Origin of the sequence: Herbaspirillum sp. WGmk3 (genome assembly GCF_023952535.1) — a bacterium.
Lineage (GTDB): Bacteria > Pseudomonadota > Gammaproteobacteria > Burkholderiales > Burkholderiaceae_D > Herbaspirillum > Herbaspirillum huttiense.
Map to the genome: position 1 here is coordinate 979,953 of NZ_JAKYWT010000002.1, position 18,656 is coordinate 998,608.

An 18,656-nucleotide genomic window follows, 5' to 3' on the forward strand; every position below is an offset into this window, starting at 1 on the left:
TAATCGGATCGGGAGCCGCTCAGCCCAGCAGGAACTGGCGCGCCACCTCGATCTGCGGGGCATGCATGAAGGTGGGAGCGTGCCCCACGTCGGGCAGTTCCACCAGTTTGGCCTTGGGGCCGCGACGGGTCATCTCCTGTGCCACTTCCGGCAGCAGCAGGTCGGACTGGGCGCCGCGTACCACCAGGGTCGGACAGCGGATCGCATCATAGGCCGCCCACAGCATCTGCTCGGCCGCGCTGGCCGCTTCCGGCGTGGTCAGCTTGAAGGGGACCGCCAGGCCCAGGTCGTAATGGCGCACCCACTTGCCCTCTTCATTCTGGCGCAGCACATCCTTGGCCAGCTTGTGCCATTCTTCATCGCTGTGCTGACCGAAACTGACGGAAATGGTACGGATGAACTGGGCGGCCTCCTCGAAGGTATCGAAGCGCACGTCCTGGCCGATGTAGTCGCCGATGCGCGCCAGGGCGGCACCGTTGATCGAAGGGCCGATGTCGTTGAGTACCAGGCGGCGGATGGGATTGCCCGGCAGCGAGGCCAGGCCCATGCCGATCAGGCCACCCATGGAGGTACCGAACCAGTCGACGATCTCGGCATCGGCGCGTGCCAGCAGGGTCACCATGTCGCTCACGTATTGCGGGACCGTGTAGAACTGCGGATTGGCCAGCCGTCCGGAACGGCCGCGTCCGACCACATCCGGGCAGATCACGCGATAGGTATCGCAGAGCTCGCGGGCCATGCGGTCGAAATCGTCGGAGACCCGGGTGACGCCGTGCACGCACACCAGCACATTGGGATTGCGCGCATCGCCCCACTCCTTGTAGGCCATGGTATGCAGGCCGGCGGGCGAAATGCACTGCACTGTCTTGACTACCGCTTCAGTCATGGTGAGGGCCTTCCAGATGAAAGAAGTCGTCATTCTACCCTTTCAAGACAGCTTGTCGGCCGGAAATGGCACCCTGGAACAGGAGGGAATGCTGTCTGCCGAAGGTAAACGGCGCGACGGACGCGCCGGCCTCCGTCGCAAGAAAAATTCAGAAATTTCCGCAGGAAAAAACAAATGATGCGGCGCAAGTCGCTGCTATAATGCGTCCCTTTTCCGGCGGCCCTCGCCGGCATCGCGGCAGCACAGGCGATGACCAAGACAGTTCAGCCAGCCCACCTGCGTGCGGCATGGCGACGACTGCAAGACCGGGGGTATGGTGAAATTGGTAGACACAAGGGACTTAAAATCCCTCGGCCGCAAGGCCGTGTCGGTTCGATTCCGACTACCCCCACCACATGATTCAAAAGAGATGACGAGTAAGGCAACGGGACACGGAAGTGTCCTTTTTGCGTTGGACTTGACCAAGTGAGCCAGCCAGGTCAGCCGACAGCGCCCGGCCGTCAGCGCTTGAGCAACTCCAGCGCATCCTCCGCCACGCTGCGCAGATTGGTGATGGTGGCATTGAGGTCGGCCAGCTCGGCCGGGGTGGGCGGCTGGTCCATGCCGTTCTTGACCAGCGAGGCCTTGATGATCGTTGCGGCCATCTGCCACGCAGCCTTATTGTGTGCGTCCACCAGCTCCTTCTGGATGCGCTCCAATTCCGCTTTTTGATTTTTATCCATGTTCCTTGACGAGGCCGTTTGCGAATGTGCACGGCTTGCCGCGCAGATTCATGATCGTCCCGATGGAAGACCACTCCCTAGAATTTCCTAACATTACTTTCAGTCAGGCAATTCGACAAGTGATTTTACCTTCATGGCGCCGCCCTGCGCGCGTCTTCATGGACTGTTCTCATCAGGTGATACTTCATCTGTTACGGATCTTTACCATCCGCCCAAACTCTGTACCAGCTGAATCCTTTACAATTCACGCCACCCCTCACTGTTGCTGGAGATCCGCTGCATGCCGCGCCCGCGTTTTTCTGTCCCGTTTTTCGTCATCACTGCCGCCACGCTGGGCCTGACCGCCTGCACCACCGGCAAGACCGCCTTCTATCATCAGGAGGAATTCAACGATACCAGCGCCTTCTCGCGCAGCTTCCCCGGCAGTGAAAAAGCCGTCTGCGAAGCCGCCCGCCGCGCCTTGCTGGGCCAGGGCTACGTCATCAGCAAGTCCACCGACAACACCCTGGATGGCAACAAGAGCTTCCAACCCGCCAGCGACAAACACATGGAAATCGCCTTCCACGTGGTCTGCGCCTCCAATGGCAACGGCAAAAGCTCGACCATGTTCGCCAGTGCCACCCAGGATGGCTACGGCATCAAGAAGAGCAACAGCTCGGCCAGCCTGGGCGTGAGCGTGTTGGGGTCGGTGTCGATGCCCTTTGCCGCCAGCGATGATTCAATGGTGCGCGTCTCCAGCGAAACCATCCGCTCGCCGGACTTCTATGATCGCTTTTTCGGCGCGGCCGAGCGCTATCTCCTGGTGGATGTCGATGACGACACCGCACCGGCGAAGAAATGAGGGATGCCTGATTTCAGCAGTGCACGATAGCAGAGCGTTGAATGAACGCGTTGTAGGAACGAAAAAATGGCGGCCTTCAAGCCGCCATTTTTCTTGCCTGCTGCCCGGGGATCAACGACCCCAGTAGCCGTAGCCCGGAGGCGGCGGCGGCGGACGGTGCCAGTGACGATGATGGCCGCGATGGTAGTACTCGCGCTCCACATACACCGGGGCCGGTGCGTAATAGACCGGTGCCGGGCGCACATACACCGGCGGCGGCGGGGCATAGACCGGGGCCGGCTGCACGTACACAGGCTGCGGAGCCACGTAGGCCGGGACGCCGATATTGACGCCGATGGAGACATGTCCGGCCATGGCCGGTGCTGCGGACAGACCGGCAACGGCAGCAAAGACAGTCATGCCGGCAATCAGGGAAATCGACTTTTTCACGATAGCTCCTCGTTGTTCTGAATGACGTAGCGTGACTATATCCCCCGAATCCTGACAACTCTAGGCGAAAGCCGTAAGGGTTGTAAGCAAATGCTTCACAAATGTTAATCACAATGTGAAGCAAAATTTGCCCACTTCCGCGCCCGGCGGGCGTTACCGACGGATCGCCCGAAATCGCTGCTTCAGCCGCCTGCATCAGAAGCGCAGACGGCCGGGGCCGGGCCTCAGGCCGCGTTCAGGCTGCGCTGCGCAGCATCGGCTGCGCGGACTTCCGCCAGCTTGGCGACCGTGGTGGCGCAAGCGTGCGCGGCTTCACGTCCCTTGACCAGGAAATGCTGGTGGAAGTAATCGTGATGCTCGCTGTGCGAGTGGAAGTGATGCGGGGTCAGCACGGCCGAGAAGACCGGCACTTCGGTCTCCAGCTGCACCTGCATCAGCGCCGAGATGACCGATTGCGCCACGAAGTCATGACGGTAGATGCCGCCATCGACCACCAGGCCGCTGGCGACGATGCCGGCATACTTGCCGGTCTTGGCCAGGACCTTGGCGTGCAGCGGGATTTCGAAGGCACCGGGCAGTTCGAAGAAATCGATGCTGGAGGTGGGCCAGCCCAGCTTGGCCATTTCCTCGGTGAAGGCGATGCGGCACTGGTCGACGATGTCCTTGTGCCAGCTGGCCTGGACGAAGGCGATACGTTGACCGTGGTGGGAAGGGACGGCAGACAGATGCGATTGATGCGATTGCGACATGGTTCAGGACTCCTGTTCGATGAATAAACAGGGCGTGGGAATGCGCGGCCGCGCGCACCGCCAAAAAAGCGGCACGACACCGGACATCCCGTTCTCTTTCATCCGGACTATGACCGTCGGCCCCGGAATCACACCGGGTCTGCTGACCCCGGCTCGTCGTGGCGACAGGCCGGGCGCTCGCGGGCTACACGCAACACCGCCAGGTGCCGCCTGATTACCGCCGGTGGGGAGTTTCACCCCGCCCCGAGAACTTGTTGCCGCGCAGCGGACAAAGAGTCCGCCGCAACAGCAGCCGCGACTTTAGCACGTGAACAAAAATGCTGCAGGCGCGCAGCGCAAATCCGCTCGGCCGGCGTCAGGCACCCTGCCCCACCGACTCCAGCATGCCGCGGGCGATCTCGCGCTCACCCATGATGACGCGCTGGGCACCATGCTTTTCCAGGTGCTCGATCTCGGCATCGGAATGTGCGCGCGCCACTACCTTCAGACCGGCATTGAGTTCCAGTGCATTTTCGATCACCTGCCCGGCCTCGAACACTTCCGGTATCGCCACCAGCAGCCAACGTGCGCGCTCCACAGCGGCGGCCTTGAGCAGCTCGCTCTGGGCGGCATTGCCGTACAGCGCCGGCACACCATCCTGGCGCAATGCATCCAGATGTTCGCGCTGCGCCTCGATCACCACGAAAGGCTTGCCCTGCGCACGCAACTGCTCGCCGATGCCCCGGCCGACCCGGCCGTAGCCGACCAGCACCACGTGATCCTGCAGGTCGACCGTGGGCGGTACATCCTGCACGTCGGCAGGTTCGGCGTGACGCGCTTCGTAGCGATCGAGCAGCGAGAACAGCAAGGGATTGATCAGGATCGACAGGATGGCACCGCCCAGGATCAGGTCGCGCGCCATCGGCGAGAGCAGGTCCAGCGACAGGCCGAGTGTGGCGAGGATGAAAGAAAATTCACCAATCTGCGCCAGGCTGGCGGAAATGGTCAGCGCCGTCGAATTCGGGTGACCGAATGCGCGTACGATCAGCCAGGCGGCCAGCGACTTGCCGACCACGATGATGAGCACCGTAGCCACCACCAGCAGCGGTTCGCGTACCAGGATCGACGGATCGAACAGCATGCCCACGGAGACGAAGAACAGCACGGAGAAGGCATCGCGCAGCGGCAGCGATTCTTCGGCGGCACGGTGGCTCAGTTCGGATTCGGACAGGATCATGCCGGCGAAGAAGGCCCCCAGCGCGAAGGATACCCCGAACACATAAGCCGACCCCAGCGCAAAGCCCAGCGCGATGGCCAGTACGGCCAGGCGGAACAGTTCACGCGAGCCGGTATCGGCGATGCGCTCCAGGATCCACGGAATGACCCGGCGCCCGACGATGAGCATCACCGCCACGAAGGCCACCACCTTGCCCAGCGTCAGCCCCAGGGTCAGCAGCACGGCATTGCCGGAGAGTGCCTCGCCCTTGCCGCCCAGGATGCCGGAGAGCGCCGGAATCAGTACCAGCGCCAGCACCATGGCGATATCCTCGACGATCAGCCAGCCCACGGCGATGCGGCCGCGCTGGGTTTCCACCAAACGGCGTTCCTGCAATGCTTTCAACAGCACCACGGTACTGGCGACCGACAGCGCCAGGCCGAACAGGAAGCCCTCGCCGAACGGCCAGCCCAGCAGCCAGCCCAGGCCCATGCCGAGCAAGGTGGCAATGGCGATCTGGGCCACGGCGCCGGGGATGGCGATGTTCTTGACCGACAGCAGGTCCTTCAGGGAAAAGTGCAGACCGACACCGAACATCAGCAGGATCACCCCGATCTCGGCCAGTTCCTGGGCCAGGTCGGCATCGCCGACGAAGCCGGGCGTGAACGGGCCGATGGCGATACCGGCCACCAGGTAGCCGATCAGCGGCGGCATTTTCAGGCGATGGGCCAGGGTCCCGAAGATGAAGGCCAGGACCAGGCCTCCGACAATGGTGGCGATCAGGGGAGTGTGATGGGGCATCAGTCAGGGTTCCTTTCTAAGGTGGATGAATTTGTTGGAGATGACTGTGTCACTGGCTGCCGGCGGGCTGCATGCCTGCGCGCAAACGCAGGCACGAACCTTCACAAAGACTAACACGCGCATGAATACGCGGGCATGACAGCCACGCAGGCGCCGTCGATGGCGGGCCGCACTTGGCGCGGTACGGCCCGCCACCTGGGCATCAGCGTGCGGCCTGCAGGGCGGCGATGCGCGACTCCAGCGGCGGGTGGCTGGAGAACAGGCCCAGCCAGGATTCACGGCCGGAGATGCCGGAAGCCTGCAGGTTCTGCGGCAGGCCGTCGGACTGCAAGCCGCCCAGGCGGCGCAGTGCATTCATCATCGGCACCTTGGAACCCATCAGGGCGGCGGCACCGGCGTCGGCGCGGTATTCGCGCTGGCGCGAGAAGTACATGACGATGATGCTGGCCAGGATGCCGAAGACGATTTCACAGACGAACACGGTCACCATGTAGCCGATGCCGGGGCCGCTGTTTTCTTCGTTGTTCCTGCGCAGGAAAGAGTCGACGAAGTAGCCGACGATGCGCGCGAAGAACATCACGAAGGTGTTGACCACGCCCTGGATCAGGGTCAGCGTGACCATGTCGCCATTGGCGATGTGGGCCACTTCGTGGGCCAGCACGGCTTCCACTTCTTCCTTGGTCATGCCTTGCAGCAGGCCGGTGGAGACCGCCACCAGCGAATTGCTCTTGCTGGCACCGGTGGCAAAGGCGTTGGGCGGGCCGTCATAGACCGCCACTTCCGGCATGGGCAGCTGGGCACGGGTGGCCAGGGTCTGGACGGTTTGCAACAGCCACAGTTCGGTGGAATTCTGCGGCTGCCCGATCACGCGCGCCCCCGTGGACCACTTGGCGATGGTCTTGGACATGAACAGCGAAATGAAGGAGCCGCCAAACCCCATCAGGCCGCAGAACACCAGCAGCATGCCGAAGTTGAGGCCGTTGGCAGTGAGGTAACGGTTCACGCCGAGCAGGCTGGCGGTGAAGCTCAAGACCAGCATCACGGCCAGGTTGGTGACGAGGAACAGAACGATGCGTTTCATGGTTTTTCCTGATGGACAAAAGTGTGCCGTGCGCACGCGGCGGCACGGCGGGTCAAACGATGGGTTCAGTACAGAGCAGCGCGCTGGCGCACGAAGCGGCCACCGCGCCTGCGCCCTGCCCCGCGGCAGGTGCGCATGTGGCGGGGCTTATGCCAACGGAGGAGGACGCAGCTGGTCGCGCAGGTAGGACGACCAGCTCAGGCTTGCCGGAAAGGCGTGGGGAAACGGAAACCAGTGCAGGCCGGGCGTGGCGATGGCCGCCGGCAAGGCCGGATCTTCCAGCTCGCCCTGGGCGCTGGGCTGGTCATCGTCATCGATGCCAGCGGGTTGGTCATCGCCGGACAGGCTGCCCGATGCGAGAAGGTCGGCAGGCAGATGCAGGGCCGCAGAAACAGCAGCAGAAGCCGCGCAATGATGCGCAGCCGCCGGGTCCTGCGCATGCGCATGCAGCTGCATCGGCGCGGCGACCTGCAACTGCTCGCGCAACTGTTCACGCAGCTGTACCTCTCCCGTGGCTGCCAGCAATTGCAGCGGGATCAGCAGAGTCAGCAGCAGGAGCAGCAGTCGGCGCATCAAACCCTTGGTGAATGAAAAAGTGGAGAAAACCCGTGTGTGCCGTGGAAATCAGGCATCGGCCTTTTGTCAGGCCATTGTCAGCATGAACGGATGCGCATTATACGCAAAATTGCCAGCCCGCCCTGCCCGCCTGTTCCCCCCGGAAAACCAAGCCCTCCGGCAAGTTATCCACAAAAACTGTGAACAAGCCTGTTGATAAGCACACTGACCATTTCTGACATGCTTGCTCAGCAAGGGTTTCCTATAAATTGCCCTTGTTTTACACAAAAGTGAAGAAATTTCCACAAGGCATGCCCACACGCCGAATCAGTCGGTCGCTACCACCTTGTTGCGCCCGCCCAGCTTGGCGCGGTACAGCGCGGCGTCGGCCGCCGACATGAGCAGACGTCCATCCATCCCCTCCGGCACTGCACGTGTGCACACCCCGACACTGATGGTCACGCGGTGCGCCACCAGCGACTTGGCATGGGGCTCGGCGAGGCCGTACACGGTCTCGCGCAGGGCTTCGGCGACCTCGGCGGCCTGACGAGGCGACAGGCCTTCCATCAGCAGGATGAACTCTTCACCGCCATAGCGCGCCAGCAGATCACCGGGCCGCTGCAACTGCCCCTGCAGGGCCGCTGCCACACGCTTGAGGACCTGGTCGCCTGGTCCATGGCCATAGTGGTCGTTGTACTGCTTGAAGAAATCGACGTCGACCATGAACAGCGACAGCGTCCCGCCCGACTGTCCCACGCGGTGCAAGGTCTGGGCGTAATGTTCATCGAAATGCCGGCGATTGTGAATGCCGGTGAGGCCATCGGTGCCGACCTGGCGCTTGAGCACATCGGAATGCGACTGCAGCATCTTCTCGCGGCGTACCGAGTTGCTGGCATCGCTGATCTGGATCAGGCACAGGCGCTCGCCCTCGGGGCTGTCGAGGGGCGTGAGCACCACCGACTGCACCATGCGGGCCGGTGCGGCCAGCGCGCCTGCCGCCGGGGCTGCGCCATGATCCGGATAAAGCGGCAACGGGGCCCGGTGCAGCGCGCTGGAGAGAACGGCCGGCAAGCCGTAGCCCAGGGTGTTGTCGATGGCCCGCAGCAGCGCCGGCGAGACGCGCTCGTCAAACACGTGTTCGAAGCGTGCGCCAAGCGCCTGTTCCGCCGGCACGCGGCTGTGGCGCGCCACCCAGGCATTCCAGAGCAGAATGTGCAGGCCGGCGTCCAGCATGATGAGCCCGCCATGCAGCTGGTCGAGTACGTCCTCTGCGCGAAAGCGGGGTACCACGGCGGTGCTCATGCCAGACCGATCTTGCCCAGGTAACGCTGCACGTACTCCACCAGCGCATGCAGCGAGGAGGAACTGAGCAGGAAAATAAGATGGCCGTCAGTCTGATGCTTCTCGATCACCAGGTCGATGTGCAGCACCAGCACATAGCTCTCATCGCCCTGCGCGCTCGCCAGCCGCGCCGAGATATCGTCGGGCGACGACACCAGATACTGCGGGAGCGAACTGTTGAGGGTGATTTCCAGCATGTCGGCCATGGCCGAGAGGCAGGCATTGAGGATGATGTTGCCCAGTTCGCACATGGCTTCGCGCTCGAACTCGGCGAGCTCGTCCAGGCTCATCTGCGAGCCCATCATGTCACGCACGATGGACAGCGCACGATCCTCGGTGAACAGCAGCACCGCTTCCGCATCGAAGGGGCCATCGAAATTCTGGCTCACCGTGGCAAAGCGCCCGCGCGTGCGCGGCAGCACCTGTTCGTCAATGGCACCCGAACGCAGCACTTCCACTGAGGGCACCGACAGTCTTACCTCGTCGCCCACGATCTCGGACAGGCTCTGCGCTGCACGTCCGGCACCCACGTTGAAGATTTCCGTGAGGGCGTCGCGTTCGATCTCGTTGAGGATGCTCACAGCGGGCCCCGGAAATGCAGCAGGGCCTGCCCGATCGATTTTTCCGTGACCGGCTTGGCGACGAACAGTGCCCCCAGTTGCTGCGCGCGGGTCTGCACGGCTTCCTGGATGTTGGCCGAGAAGATGGCGATGCGTACCGACGGATGCGCCTGCAGAATCTGCGCGGCGGCATCGGTGCCCAGCATGCCGGGCATGTTGATGTCCATCGTGCAGTAGTCGGGCACGGATTGCCCGACCAGGGCAATGGCCTCTTCGCCGGTGCCGGCTTCCATCACTTGCCAGTCCGGGTGGACGGCCAGCACGTTGGCCTTGATCACCATGCGCGAGACCTTGCTGTCGTCGACGATGAGAAGGGTCTTGCCGCTATCGTTGCTTGCCATCTTGAATCACCTTGAACATCAAAAAAAATGAAGAATGCTGACGTCTTGCCATGCGTTCAAAAATGATAAGTCAAAAGCAACATCCTTCGTATGAGGGAATTCCTGATAAGAAATAACCTGCATCATGGAAACGCCATAAAAAAAGAGACCCGAAGATCTCTTTCTCATTGGCCTCGGTGGCACTTCTGGCCAGCGGGAAAATGGCGTTTTTCAACAGCACCGCCCCACCCGCCCCTTGCCGCCATAGCGCGCTTCCTGCCGCTCGCGGAAGAACTCTTCATAGGTCATCACGCAGTGATCCGGGTGAGCCGCCTTCATGTGCGCCACGTAGGTGTCGTATTCGGGCATGCCCACCATCAGGTTCAGCGTGCGGCCGACCTGGCGCCGCCAGGCCATCAGTTGCGCCAGGGCGCCAGGTTTGCTCATGCTGTTCTCCTTGCTGCAAAAAGCTTCATTGCGGGGCTACGGCACTGGCGGGCAATGCTTCGTAGGCCGATTCCTTGACGCTGGGCTGGTGCGCCGCACGCGCCTTCAACACGGTACGGATGCCGAACACCAGCACGCTCACCACCACCAGCATGAACATCGCGGCCAGGCCGGCATCGACGTAGTCGTTGAAAATCACCTGGCGCATTTGCTCGATGGACTTGGCCGGGGCCAGCAGCTTGCCTTCATCCAGCGCTGCCTGGTACTTCTGCGCATGCGCCAGGAAGCCCACGCGCGGATTGGCATCGAACACCTTCTGCCAGCCGGCGGTCAGGGTGCAGATCAGCAGCCAGGTGGTGGGCACCACGGTGACCCAGGTGAAGCGGTCGCGCTTCATCTTGAACAGCACGCAGGTCGCCAGGATCAGGGCGATACCGGCCAGCATCTGGTTGGAGATGCCGAACAGCGGCCACAGGGTATTGATGCCACCCAGCGGATCGACCACGCCCTGGTACAGGAAGTAGCCCCAGCCGGTCACGCACAGGCCGGTGGCGATCAGGCTGGCCGCCCAGGAATCGGTACGCTTCATCGGCGGGATGAACGCGCCCAGCAGGTCCTGCAGCATGAAGCGGCCGGCACGGGTACCGGCATCCACGGCCGTCAGGATGAACAGTGCTTCGAACAGGATGGCGAAGTGGTACCAGAAGGCCATCATCGCTTCTCCCGTCACGCCGGAGAGAATCTGGGCCATGCCCACGGCCAGGGTAGGCGCGCCGCCGGCGCGCGAGATGATGGTATGTTCACCCACGGCCTGGGCGGTGTGGGTCAGCATCTCGGGGGTGATGTGGAAGCCCCATTGCGAGATCACCTGGGCCACGTTCTCGGGCGTGGTGCCGATCAGCGCAGCGGGACTGTTCATGGCGAAGTAGATTCCCGGCTCGATGCAGGACGCCGCAATCAGCGCCATGATGGCCACGAAGGATTCCATCAGCATCGCGCCATAGCCGATGAAGCGGGCGTGCTTCTCGTTTTCCAGCAGCTTGGGGGTAGTGCCAGACGAAATCAGCGCATGGAAGCCCGAGACCGCACCGCAGGCGATGGTGATGAACAAGAACGGGAACAGCGAACCCGACCACACCGGACCACTGCCGTCGATGAAGCGGGTCACCGCATGCATCTTCAGGTGCGGGGCGATGAAGATGATGCCCAGCGCCAGCGCCACGATGGTGCCGATCTTCAGGAAGGTGGACAGGTAATCGCGCGGCGCCAGCAGCAGCCACACGGGCAGCACCGAGGCGACAAAGCCGTAGCCGATCAGCATCCAGGTCAGCTGCTTGCCGTTGAAGGTGAACATCTGCCCCAGCACGGCATGTTCCTGCACATACTGGCCACCGACGATGGCCAGCATCAGCAGCACGAAGCCGATCCACGAGACTTCGCCGATGCGGCCCGGGCGGATGTAGCGTGAATACACGCCCATGAAGAGCGCAATGGGAATGGTCGCGGCCACGGTGAAGGTGCCCCACGGCGACTCGGCCAGGGCCTTGACCACGATCAGCGCCAGCACCGCCAGGATGATGACCATGATCATGAAGGCACCGAAGAGCGCAATCACGCCCGGCACCTGGCCCAGTTCGGACTTGATCAGGTCGCCCAGCGAGCGGCCGTCGCGGCGGGTGGAGATGAACAGCACCATGAAGTCCTGCACGGCACCGGCAAAGACCACGCCGGCCAGGATCCACAGCATGCCCGGCAGATAACCCATCTGCGCGGCCAGCACCGGGCCCACCAGCGGACCGGCGCCGGCGATGGCGGCGAAGTGGTGGCCGAACAGCACGTACTTGTTGGTGGGCACGTAGTCCAGGCCATCGTTGAACTTGTAGGCCGGCGTCATGCGTGCGCCATCCAGGCCCAGCACGCGCTCGGCGATGAATTTGCTGTAGAAGCGATAGGCGATCAGGTAGACGCACACCGAGGCCACGACCAGCCAGACGGCATTGATCGATTCGCCGCGCTGCAATGCGACGTAGGCGCAGGCCCCGGCGCCGCCCAGGGCGACAGCCAGCCAGCCCAGTCTGGAAACCAAGCGGTTCATTGTTCTCCTCCTTGCGGATATGAATTGTTGTGGGAAATCTTGTTGTCGTCAGTGCGTCCCCGTCCGGGTCCACGTGAATGAAACCGATTGAACGGACGCACTGCGCAGGATGCCCGCCAGTATCGGCATGCCCCTCCTGCCCCACAAGCGCAGCACTACGCAGAGCCGCTACGTAGAATTACGCAGGGTGAAGGGATTTTCTTTCGGGGTGATAAGCGGCGGGAAAACGATATGAAGATTTACGCGGGCACCCAGAGGCTTTGGGTAGAATCGCGGGCATGAAACTGCGCCAGAAAATCATCTTCCTCGCCATCGTCCCGCTGTGCCTGGCCTTTGCGGCCATCGCGCTGGTGGTGCGTTACCAGGCGGTGGAACTGGCGCGCCAGCAGCGTTCCACCATCGAGGCCGCCTACCTGGCCAGCAAGAATACCGAGCTGCGCCACTATGTGGATCTGGCCCAGCATGCGCTGGCCCATCTCTACGACACCGGACGCACCGATGACGCCATCAAGGAAGAAGCCCGGCGCATCCTCTCCGACCTGGCCTTCGGGGATGATGGCTATTTCTTCGTCTACGACGACCAGGGCCGCAGCATCATGCATCCGCGCCAGCCGGAACTGGTGGGACGCGAGATGTGGGACTGGCGCGATGACTCCGGCAGCCCGACCATCCGGCATCTGATCGAACGCGCCCATCAGGGTGGTGGTTTCGAACGCTATCTGTGGCGCAAGCCTTCCAGCAAGACGGTGGCACCCAAATTGGGCTACGTGATCGCCCTGCCGCGCTGGGGCTGGGTGATCGGTACCGGCATCTATCTGGATGATGTGGAAGCGGCACTGGCCCAGGTCGATCACCAGAATTCCGGCTACCTGCACCAGACCATGCTGCTCATTGCAATCATCGCGTTGTCCAGCGCGCTGGCGGTGGGACTGGCCGGCCTGCTGCTGAACCTGAGCGAGCATCGCGTGGCCGATGCCAAGCTGCGCCAGCTGGCCCAGCGCGTGGTGCGTTCGCAGGAAGAAGAACGCGCGCGCCTCTCGCGCGACCTGCACGACGGCATCAGCCAGTGGCTGGTCTCCATCAAACTGCAGATCGAAGCCGCGCTGGAACGCCTGCGCGGCACGCCCGAACAGGCGGCGGCAGCCCGCGCCGGCTTTGAAAAGACCGCCACCCAGATCAACGGCGTGCTGGCCGAAGTGCGCCGCATCTCGCATGATTTGCGGCCGGCCATCCTCGATGATCTCGGACTGGCGGCGGCACTGGAACACCTGTGCGGTGAGTGGCGCGAAAGCAGCCCGCAGACACAGATCGTCTTCGAGCACGAGCGCCAGCGTGAGGACGGCGCTGCGCTCCCGGACGTGGTCAACACCGTGCTGTTCCGCGTGGCGCAAGAAGCGCTGACCAACATCGCGCGTCATGCGAACGCCAGCCAGATCAGCATGCGCCTCTATGACGGCCACAACCTGCTGATGCTGCAGGTGCAGGACAACGGCAGCGGCTTCGATCCCGGCCAAGTCGACGATCATTCGCGCCATGGTATCGGCCTGCGCAACATGCGCGAGCGCATGGAAGCCGTAGGTGGCGAACTGGGCATCGATTCATCGGCTGCCGGCACCAGCATCAGCGCCATCATTCCCCGCTCTTCTCTTTTGCCTTCACCCCATGTCTGATACCGCCCCGCCCATCGCCCCTGCCACGACGCGCATCATGCTCATCGACGATCATCCGCTGGTGCGCGACGGCTTGCGCGCACGACTGGAAACCGTGCCCGGACTGGAAGTGGTGGCCGAGGCCGGCAATGCGGAGGAAGCATTGGCCGCCGCTGCCCGCCATCCAATCGATCTCACGCTGATGGACATCAACATGCGCGGCATCAACGGCATCGAGCTGACGGCGCGCTTTCATGCGCTGCATCCGGAGATTGCGGTGCTGATCCTGAGCATGCATGACAAGGCCGAATACGTGATGCAATCGATCCAGGCCGGTGCGCGCGGCTATGTGCTCAAGGACGCACCCAGCCAGGACATCGTGCATGCCATCGAAACGGTGCGTTCGGGCGGGATCTACTACAGCGCCGCACTGGCGCGCCAGCTGACCCAGCCGCTGCCGGTGCGCGAGTTGCTCACGCAGCGTGAACGCGAAGTGCTGCAGCACATCGCCAATGGCGAATCCAACAAGCAGATTGCCCGCGAACTGGACCTGAGCGTACGCACGGTGGAAACCCATCGGCTCAACATCAAGCGCAAGCTCAATATCGATGGCCAGGCTGAACTGATCAAATTTGCGGTGGAGTCGCGCGGGGCAGGCTAGCGCTTCGGACTGACGGAGACGTCCAGTGCGAGCAGGCGGGCATGGGGGATCTCGGCGCGATGGGCTGCGGCACGCAGGGCGATATCACTGAGGGCTGCGGCATCGGGTCGTGCAGTCGCGCCCTGCCCTGCACGCCATGCGGCACAGGCGTGCAGCATGCGGATGGTGCCGGCATGACAAATCACGATGACGCCTTCGGCGGGCGTGGCCAGCAGGTCGTTGAAGGCTTGCCACATGCGGCTTGCCACCTCGGTCAATGTCTCGCCGCCGCCGGGTGCGTAATGCGCAAGATCGGCATTCCAGGCCTCGACCTCGGCCCAGGGGATGTCATCCCAGGGGCGCAGCTCCCACTTTCCGAAATCCATTTCCTGCAGTCGCGGATCGATGTCCGGTGCGGGTCGCTGCATGGCCTGCGCAAGGGACTGCGCCAGCTGCGCGCAGCGCTGCAGCGGACTGCTTACCAGCGGCCATTCAGGTGGCAGCGCCTGCAACTGGGGCAACAGTTGCGCCACGCTCTGCGCCAGCATCTCGGGCGCGACCGCGATATCGCTGCGTCCGTAACAGGTGCTCTTGTCCACCAGCGGCTGGGGATGGCGAATCAGATTCAGCAGCATGGCTCAGGGATTCCACCAGGACGGCAGCGAGGCAAGCGCACCGAGATAAAAGACGGTCTCGCTCAACTGTTGAACCGCGCCCAGGCAATCCCCGGTATAGCCGCCGAGGCGACGCCGGAACCGCGCGGCCAGCCAGAGCGTCGCCACGGCCGCCAGCAGCACGCCGACGGCAATGCGCTGCCAGGACATCATGCCCAGCGCGATCACCCCGATCACCGGCAGCACCGCAAACAAGGTCGCCAGCAGGAATTCGCCATGCCCCATCTGCTGCGCCAGCGGCTTGGCCTTGCCCTCTTCGCGCACGTACTCCATGCGCCAGATGAGACAAGTGGCCAGCCAGCGCGACAGCGGATGCGCCATCCCCAGCACGGCCAGCACCTGCAACGGCAGCAGCGCCTGCAAGGCTGCCAGCTTGGCCAGCAACAGCGCGACGATACCGATCACGCCATAACTGCCCAGGCGCGAATCCCGCATGATCTCCAGCGCACGCTCGCGGCTGACTGCGCCACCGAGGCCATCGCATACATCGGCAAAACCATCCTCATGAAAGGCGCCAGTGAGCCAGATCCCGGCTACAGTGGACAGCAGCACCGCCACCATCTGCGGCCAGAACTGCACGGCCAGCAGGTAGACCAGGGCGCAGGCCCAGGCCACGATCCAGCCGACCAGCGGGAAATAGCGCGTGGCATGTTGCAGCCAGTGCGGCTGGAAGCCCACCCAGCGCGGGATAGGAAGGCGTGTGAAGAATTGCAGCGCCGTGAAGAACAGGCGCAGCTGGTACAGCGGGCCGTCGTTGCGGGGCGGTGGCGGTGATGTGAAGTCTTTTTCAGACATGCTTTTCACTGACGCTGGCCGAGGAGAAGGTCGCCATGCGTTCCAGGAAATTGATCGCCGCACGCAGCAGCGGCAAGGCCAGTGCGGCGCCGGTGCCCTCGCCCAGGCGCAGGTCCAGCTGCATCAGGGGCGTCGCACCCAGGTACTGCAGCATGCGACGATGGCCGGCCTCATCCGAGCAATGCGAGAACACGCAGTACTCCAGCACGGCCGGCTGCAAGGCGGCTGCCACCAGCAGGGCCGAGGTGACGATGAAGCCATCGATCAGTATTACCTTGCGGCGCTGTGCCGCACCGAGCATGGCCCCCGTCATGAAGGCGATCTCGAAGCCGCCCAGGGCCGCCAGTCGCTCCAGCGGTGCGCTCGCTTGCGCATGCAGGCGCAGCGCACGCGTCACCGCATCGGCCTTCCGGGCGACGCCTTGGGCATCGAGGCCGGTGCCGGCCCCGACGCACTCTTGCACCGGCACGCCCGTCAAGGCGGCCATCAATGCGGCGGCGGCGGTGGTATTGCCGATTCCCATTTCACCAAAGCCCAGCACATCGGCCTGCAGCGATTCAGCGAACTGGAGGCCAGCCTGCAGCGCAGCCTGGCATTGCTGCGCCGTCATCGCCGGGCCTTGGCAGAAGTTGGCGGTACCGGGGGCGATCTTGCGGTCCAGCAGGCCATCGCGCGGGCCGAAATCGTGATTGACGCCGGTATCGACGATATACAGCGCACATTCATTCTGGCGCGCGAAGATGTTGATCGCGGCACCTCCGGCCAGGAAGTTCTCCACCATCTGCCAGGTCACGCTTTGCGGGTAGGCCGAGACGCCCTCGGCAGTGACGCCATGGTCCCCGGCACAGACCACGATGGCACTCTGGCGCAGCACCGGATGGTCGCTGCCCTGGATCAGGCCGATCTGGCGCGCCAGGCGTTCCAGTGCACCCAGGCTGCCGAGAGGCTTGGTCTTGTCATTGATGCGCGCTTCCAGCCGGGCGGCAAGGCTGGCATCGAACGGGGAGGCAATGGCGGGAATCTGCATGAGAAAAGGCTCTGCGCCGCTGGCTGCGGCAGGATCAAGGGAGCGCCAGTATACGAGATCGCCGCTGGCTGCGGCAGGACAGATAACGGCCGAGGACAAAAAGAAAGGGAGCCCGGAGGCTCCCTTGATGATGAGTGCAGCGTGTGTATACCTCAGGCCTTGGCTGCAGCGCGGTCGAGCACGCCGAAGATGGTCGAGGCCAGTTCATTGGCTTCGAACTTGGCAACGTAGGCATCCCCGCCCACGCTCTTGACGTGGTCCTCGTTGGCCGAGCCGGACAGCGAGGAGTGGATGATGACCGGGATGTTCTTCAGGAAATCCTCGCGCTTGATGTTGCGGGTGAGCGTAAAACCATCCATTTCCGGCATTTCGAGGTCGGTCAGCACGAAGGAGATCTTGTCGGAAATCGGCTTGCCCTCGGCGCGTGCTTCCTTGGCCAGTTTCTGGATCTTGTCCCAGGCATCCTTGCCGGTGACATGCATCTCGAAGGGAATCTCCATGGCGCGCAAGCCCTGCTCGATGAGCGAACGGGCCACCTTGGAATCGTCGGCGGCAATGGCCACCGCACCGGGGCGCATGCCATGGCCGGCGCTCTTTTCCAGGTTTTCCATTTTCATGTTGCGGTCGCTGGGCATGATCTCGTGCAGGATCTGCTCCACGTCCAGCACCTGGGCCAGGCGGCTGGTGTCCTTGTCCTGGTCGAGGCGCGCGATGCTGGTGACGAAGGCGCCACCACTGCTGGTTTCCGCCGACAGGACCTGGCTCCATTCCAGGCGCACGATCTCGTCCACCGACTCGACCGCAAAGGCCTGCGTGCTGCGCGCGTATTCGGTGACCAGCAGGATGTTGAGGCCGGTCTTGGGCACACAGCCCACCACGGCCGGCAAGTCGATCACCGAAATGATCTGGCCGCGGATGTTGACCATGCCCAGCATCGGCGATTGCGTACCGGCCGCCTTGGTCACAGGCGGCATGGGCACGATTTCGCGGATCTTGAAGACGTTGATGCCAAACAGCTCGGAGCGCTCGCCATGTGGATCCGCCCCCAGACGGAACAACAGCAGCTCGAACTTGTTGGATGCGGTGAGATTGGTTCTTTCGTCAATCTCTTTCTGAAAATTGTCCATGCCCCCTCCCCCGGATGCAAATGATGGTGACAGGCGAAAAGCCTGACTCAGCAATGTAGTGGGGAAACATGGCCGTGGCAATCAGGCAATCGCCTATAGCCGACATTTTTGATTTTTGCCAATGCTGCGTATACCGAAATACCACGCTGGCCGCGCCAGGAGAGACGCACCGTCCCGCCTGGGCCGAAACGGCGGCACGGTGAGACTAAAAACAGGCGCGTAAACAATATGCAGCAGACGGGAGGAATGGCCGGCTTGCCTGCAGGAAAAGCAGGAAATGCGGCGCAGAAATGAAAAGAGGAAGCCCGAAGGCTTCCTCTTTCAATTTGGAGCGGGAGAAGAGTCTCGAACTCTCGACCTATACCTTGGCAAGGTATCGCTCTACCAACTGAGCTACTCCCGCATGGGACTTTTACATCTACTGCCACAGGCTGCCGAAGCTGCCTGGTTTGAAACTGGAGCGGGAGAAGAGTCTCGAACTCTCGACCTATACCTTGGCAAGGTATCGCTCTACCAACTGAGCTACTCCCGCATGGGACTTTTACATCTACTGCCACAGGCTGCCGAAGCTGCCTGGTTTGAAACTGGAGCGGGAGAAGAGTCTCGAACTCTCGACCTATACCTTGGCAAGGTATCGCTCTACCAACTGAGCTACTCCCGCA

At 62.8% G+C, this 18,656-nt stretch carries 20 protein-coding genes, 4 tRNA genes and 1 riboswitch; of the genes, 5 read left to right on the forward strand and 19 right to left on the reverse strand.

From position 1 onward, the window contains the following. Window positions 1-19: 19 nt before the first annotated feature. Window positions 20-886: an alpha/beta fold hydrolase gene (locus MKD49_RS10280; protein ID WP_134224070.1), complete on the reverse strand. Its 867-nt coding sequence runs from the start codon at window positions 884-886 to the stop codon at window positions 20-22. Window positions 887-902: 16 nt separating this feature from the next. Here MKD49_RS10280 and MKD49_RS10285 point away from each other — a divergent pair, with 16 nt between their 5' ends. Next, window positions 903-1,064 carry a hypothetical protein gene (locus MKD49_RS10285; RefSeq protein WP_166675540.1) on the forward strand — a complete coding sequence of 54 codons (162 nt, stop codon included), beginning with the start codon at window positions 903-905 and terminating at the stop codon, window positions 1,062-1,064. Window positions 1,065-1,193: 129 nt separating this feature from the next. Next, window positions 1,194-1,280 (forward strand) — tRNA-Leu (locus MKD49_RS10290). Between the two features lie 106 nt (window positions 1,281-1,386). On the opposite strand, the gene MKD49_RS10295 is transcribed toward MKD49_RS10290, so the two are convergent. Then, window positions 1,387-1,560, reverse strand: a complete 174-nt coding sequence (locus MKD49_RS10295) for a hypothetical protein (RefSeq protein ID WP_227022621.1) — start codon at window positions 1,558-1,560, stop codon at window positions 1,387-1,389. A gap of 328 nt (window positions 1,561-1,888) precedes the next feature. Here MKD49_RS10295 and MKD49_RS10300 point away from each other — a divergent pair, with 328 nt between their 5' ends. Continuing rightward, the gene (locus MKD49_RS10300) at window positions 1,889-2,449 is read left to right on the forward strand and encodes a DUF2242 domain-containing protein (RefSeq protein WP_121039598.1); all 561 of its coding nucleotides are present in this window, start codon (window positions 1,889-1,891) and stop codon (window positions 2,447-2,449) included. 111 nt (window positions 2,450-2,560) lie between these two features. On the opposite strand, the gene MKD49_RS10305 is transcribed toward MKD49_RS10300, so the two are convergent. From MKD49_RS10305 to MKD49_RS10350, 10 genes are all read right to left on the reverse strand, one after another. After that, window positions 2,561-2,878, reverse strand: coding sequence for a hypothetical protein (locus MKD49_RS10305; RefSeq protein WP_252696206.1), 318 nt, complete (start codon window positions 2,876-2,878; stop codon window positions 2,561-2,563). Window positions 2,879-3,102: 224 nt separating this feature from the next. Then, window positions 3,103-3,627 carry a 6,7-dimethyl-8-ribityllumazine synthase gene (locus MKD49_RS10310; RefSeq protein ID WP_121039592.1) on the reverse strand — a complete coding sequence of 175 codons (525 nt, stop codon included), beginning with the start codon at window positions 3,625-3,627 and terminating at the stop codon, window positions 3,103-3,105. 86 nt (window positions 3,628-3,713) lie between these two features. Beyond that, a riboswitch (FMN riboswitch) is annotated at window positions 3,714-3,882 on the reverse strand. 100 nt (window positions 3,883-3,982) lie between these two features. Then, the gene (gene ybaL / locus MKD49_RS10315; RefSeq protein WP_134135214.1) at window positions 3,983-5,623 is read right to left on the reverse strand and encodes a YbaL family putative K(+) efflux transporter; all 1,641 of its coding nucleotides are present in this window, start codon (window positions 5,621-5,623) and stop codon (window positions 3,983-3,985) included. A gap of 202 nt (window positions 5,624-5,825) precedes the next feature. Further along, on the reverse strand, window positions 5,826-6,704 hold the full coding sequence (gene htpX, locus MKD49_RS10320) for a protease HtpX (protein WP_252696207.1): 879 nt from the start codon (window positions 6,702-6,704) through the stop codon (window positions 5,826-5,828). A 147-nt stretch (window positions 6,705-6,851) separates the two neighbouring features. Beyond that, the gene (locus MKD49_RS10325) at window positions 6,852-7,277 is read right to left on the reverse strand and encodes a hypothetical protein (protein ID WP_134135213.1); all 426 of its coding nucleotides are present in this window, start codon (window positions 7,275-7,277) and stop codon (window positions 6,852-6,854) included. A 309-nt stretch (window positions 7,278-7,586) separates the two neighbouring features. Continuing rightward, window positions 7,587-8,561: a GGDEF domain-containing protein gene (locus MKD49_RS10330; protein WP_252696208.1), complete on the reverse strand. Its 975-nt coding sequence runs from the start codon at window positions 8,559-8,561 to the stop codon at window positions 7,587-7,589. Beyond that, window positions 8,558-9,181, reverse strand: coding sequence for a chemotaxis protein CheC (locus MKD49_RS10335; RefSeq protein ID WP_252696209.1), 624 nt, complete (start codon window positions 9,179-9,181; stop codon window positions 8,558-8,560). The genes MKD49_RS10330 and MKD49_RS10335 overlap by 4 nt, the downstream gene beginning before the upstream one ends. Next, on the reverse strand, window positions 9,178-9,561 hold the full coding sequence (locus MKD49_RS10340) for a response regulator (RefSeq protein WP_034334120.1): 384 nt from the start codon (window positions 9,559-9,561) through the stop codon (window positions 9,178-9,180). The genes MKD49_RS10335 and MKD49_RS10340 overlap by 4 nt, the downstream gene beginning before the upstream one ends. Window positions 9,562-9,771: 210 nt before the next feature. After that, window positions 9,772-9,957 (reverse strand): CstA-like transporter-associated (seleno)protein, encoded by a 186-nt coding sequence (locus MKD49_RS10345; RefSeq protein ID WP_034334124.1) that lies wholly within the window; start codon window positions 9,955-9,957, stop codon window positions 9,772-9,774. Window positions 9,958-10,012: 55 nt separating this feature from the next. Beyond that, entirely contained in the window at window positions 10,013-12,082 is a 2,070-nt protein-coding gene (locus MKD49_RS10350; protein ID WP_252696210.1) for a carbon starvation CstA family protein, read from the reverse strand. A 278-nt stretch (window positions 12,083-12,360) separates the two neighbouring features. Between MKD49_RS10350 and MKD49_RS10355 the strand changes: the two genes are divergently transcribed. Both MKD49_RS10355 and MKD49_RS10360 read left to right on the forward strand, forming a co-directional pair. Next, window positions 12,361-13,752, forward strand: coding sequence for a cache domain-containing protein (locus tag MKD49_RS10355; protein WP_121039580.1), 1,392 nt, complete (start codon window positions 12,361-12,363; stop codon window positions 13,750-13,752). Next, the gene (locus MKD49_RS10360) at window positions 13,745-14,392 is read left to right on the forward strand and encodes a response regulator transcription factor (RefSeq protein ID WP_034334115.1); all 648 of its coding nucleotides are present in this window, start codon (window positions 13,745-13,747) and stop codon (window positions 14,390-14,392) included. Before MKD49_RS10355 ends, MKD49_RS10360 begins: the two co-directional genes overlap by 8 nt. On the opposite strand, the gene MKD49_RS10365 is transcribed toward MKD49_RS10360, so the two are convergent. From MKD49_RS10365 to MKD49_RS10395, 7 genes are all read right to left on the reverse strand, one after another. Next, the gene (locus tag MKD49_RS10365; protein ID WP_252696211.1) at window positions 14,389-15,006 is read right to left on the reverse strand and encodes a histidine phosphatase family protein; all 618 of its coding nucleotides are present in this window, start codon (window positions 15,004-15,006) and stop codon (window positions 14,389-14,391) included. The two genes, MKD49_RS10360 and MKD49_RS10365, sit on opposite strands and share 4 nt — an antisense overlap. A gap of 3 nt (window positions 15,007-15,009) precedes the next feature. Further along, on the reverse strand, window positions 15,010-15,840 hold the full coding sequence (locus MKD49_RS10370; RefSeq protein WP_252696212.1) for an adenosylcobinamide-GDP ribazoletransferase: 831 nt from the start codon (window positions 15,838-15,840) through the stop codon (window positions 15,010-15,012). Continuing rightward, window positions 15,833-16,867 (reverse strand): nicotinate-nucleotide--dimethylbenzimidazole phosphoribosyltransferase, encoded by a 1,035-nt coding sequence (gene cobT / locus MKD49_RS10375; RefSeq protein ID WP_252696213.1) that lies wholly within the window; start codon window positions 16,865-16,867, stop codon window positions 15,833-15,835. The genes MKD49_RS10370 and cobT overlap by 8 nt, the downstream gene beginning before the upstream one ends. Before the next feature lie 152 nt (window positions 16,868-17,019). Next, window positions 17,020-17,994: a chemotaxis protein gene (locus MKD49_RS10380; protein ID WP_121039568.1), complete on the reverse strand. Its 975-nt coding sequence runs from the start codon at window positions 17,992-17,994 to the stop codon at window positions 17,020-17,022. Window positions 17,995-18,321: 327 nt separating this feature from the next. Next, window positions 18,322-18,397 (reverse strand) — tRNA-Gly (locus MKD49_RS10385). Window positions 18,398-18,450: 53 nt separating this feature from the next. Then, window positions 18,451-18,526, reverse strand: a tRNA-Gly gene (locus tag MKD49_RS10390). 53 nt (window positions 18,527-18,579) lie between these two features. Continuing rightward, window positions 18,580-18,655: transfer RNA gene (locus tag MKD49_RS10395), tRNA-Gly, on the reverse strand. Window position 18,656: the final 1 nt, after the last annotated feature.

What these genes read in the sequence shown, in the direction of transcription:
- MKD49_RS10345 (WP_034334124.1), bottom strand. Translation starts at nt 9,957, where the DNA reads ATGGCCTGGCGGCGCCAGGTCGGCCGCACGCTGAACCTGATGGTGGGC.
- MKD49_RS10340 (WP_034334120.1), bottom strand. Translation starts at nt 9,561, where the DNA reads ATGGCAAGCAACGATAGCGGCAAGACCCTTCTCATCGTCGACGACAGC.
- MKD49_RS10370 (WP_252696212.1), bottom strand. Translation starts at nt 15,840, where the DNA reads ATGTCTGAAAAAGACTTCACATCACCGCCACCGCCCCGCAACGACGGC.
- MKD49_RS10380 (WP_121039568.1), bottom strand. Translation starts at nt 17,994, where the DNA reads ATGGACAATTTTCAGAAAGAGATTGACGAAAGAACCAATCTCACCGCA.
- MKD49_RS10350 (WP_252696210.1), bottom strand. Translation starts at nt 12,082, where the DNA reads ATGAACCGCTTGGTTTCCAGACTGGGCTGGCTGGCTGTCGCCCTGGGC.
- ybaL (WP_134135214.1), bottom strand. Translation starts at nt 5,623, where the DNA reads ATGCCCCATCACACTCCCCTGATCGCCACCATTGTCGGAGGCCTGGTC.
- MKD49_RS10285 (WP_166675540.1), top strand. Translation starts at nt 903, where the DNA reads ATGAAAGAAGTCGTCATTCTACCCTTTCAAGACAGCTTGTCGGCCGGA.
- htpX (WP_252696207.1), bottom strand. Translation starts at nt 6,704, where the DNA reads ATGAAACGCATCGTTCTGTTCCTCGTCACCAACCTGGCCGTGATGCTG.
- MKD49_RS10310 (WP_121039592.1), bottom strand. Translation starts at nt 3,627, where the DNA reads ATGTCGCAATCGCATCAATCGCATCTGTCTGCCGTCCCTTCCCACCAC.
- MKD49_RS10300 (WP_121039598.1), top strand. Translation starts at nt 1,889, where the DNA reads ATGCCGCGCCCGCGTTTTTCTGTCCCGTTTTTCGTCATCACTGCCGCC.
- MKD49_RS10355 (WP_121039580.1), top strand. Translation starts at nt 12,361, where the DNA reads ATGAAACTGCGCCAGAAAATCATCTTCCTCGCCATCGTCCCGCTGTGC.
- MKD49_RS10365 (WP_252696211.1), bottom strand. Translation starts at nt 15,006, where the DNA reads ATGCTGCTGAATCTGATTCGCCATCCCCAGCCGCTGGTGGACAAGAGC.
- MKD49_RS10360 (WP_034334115.1), top strand. Translation starts at nt 13,745, where the DNA reads ATGTCTGATACCGCCCCGCCCATCGCCCCTGCCACGACGCGCATCATG.
- cobT (WP_252696213.1), bottom strand. Translation starts at nt 16,867, where the DNA reads ATGCAGATTCCCGCCATTGCCTCCCCGTTCGATGCCAGCCTTGCCGCC.
- MKD49_RS10330 (WP_252696208.1), bottom strand. Translation starts at nt 8,561, where the DNA reads ATGAGCACCGCCGTGGTACCCCGCTTTCGCGCAGAGGACGTACTCGAC.
- MKD49_RS10325 (WP_134135213.1), bottom strand. Translation starts at nt 7,277, where the DNA reads ATGCGCCGACTGCTGCTCCTGCTGCTGACTCTGCTGATCCCGCTGCAA.
- MKD49_RS10280 (WP_134224070.1), bottom strand. Translation starts at nt 886, where the DNA reads ATGACTGAAGCGGTAGTCAAGACAGTGCAGTGCATTTCGCCCGCCGGC.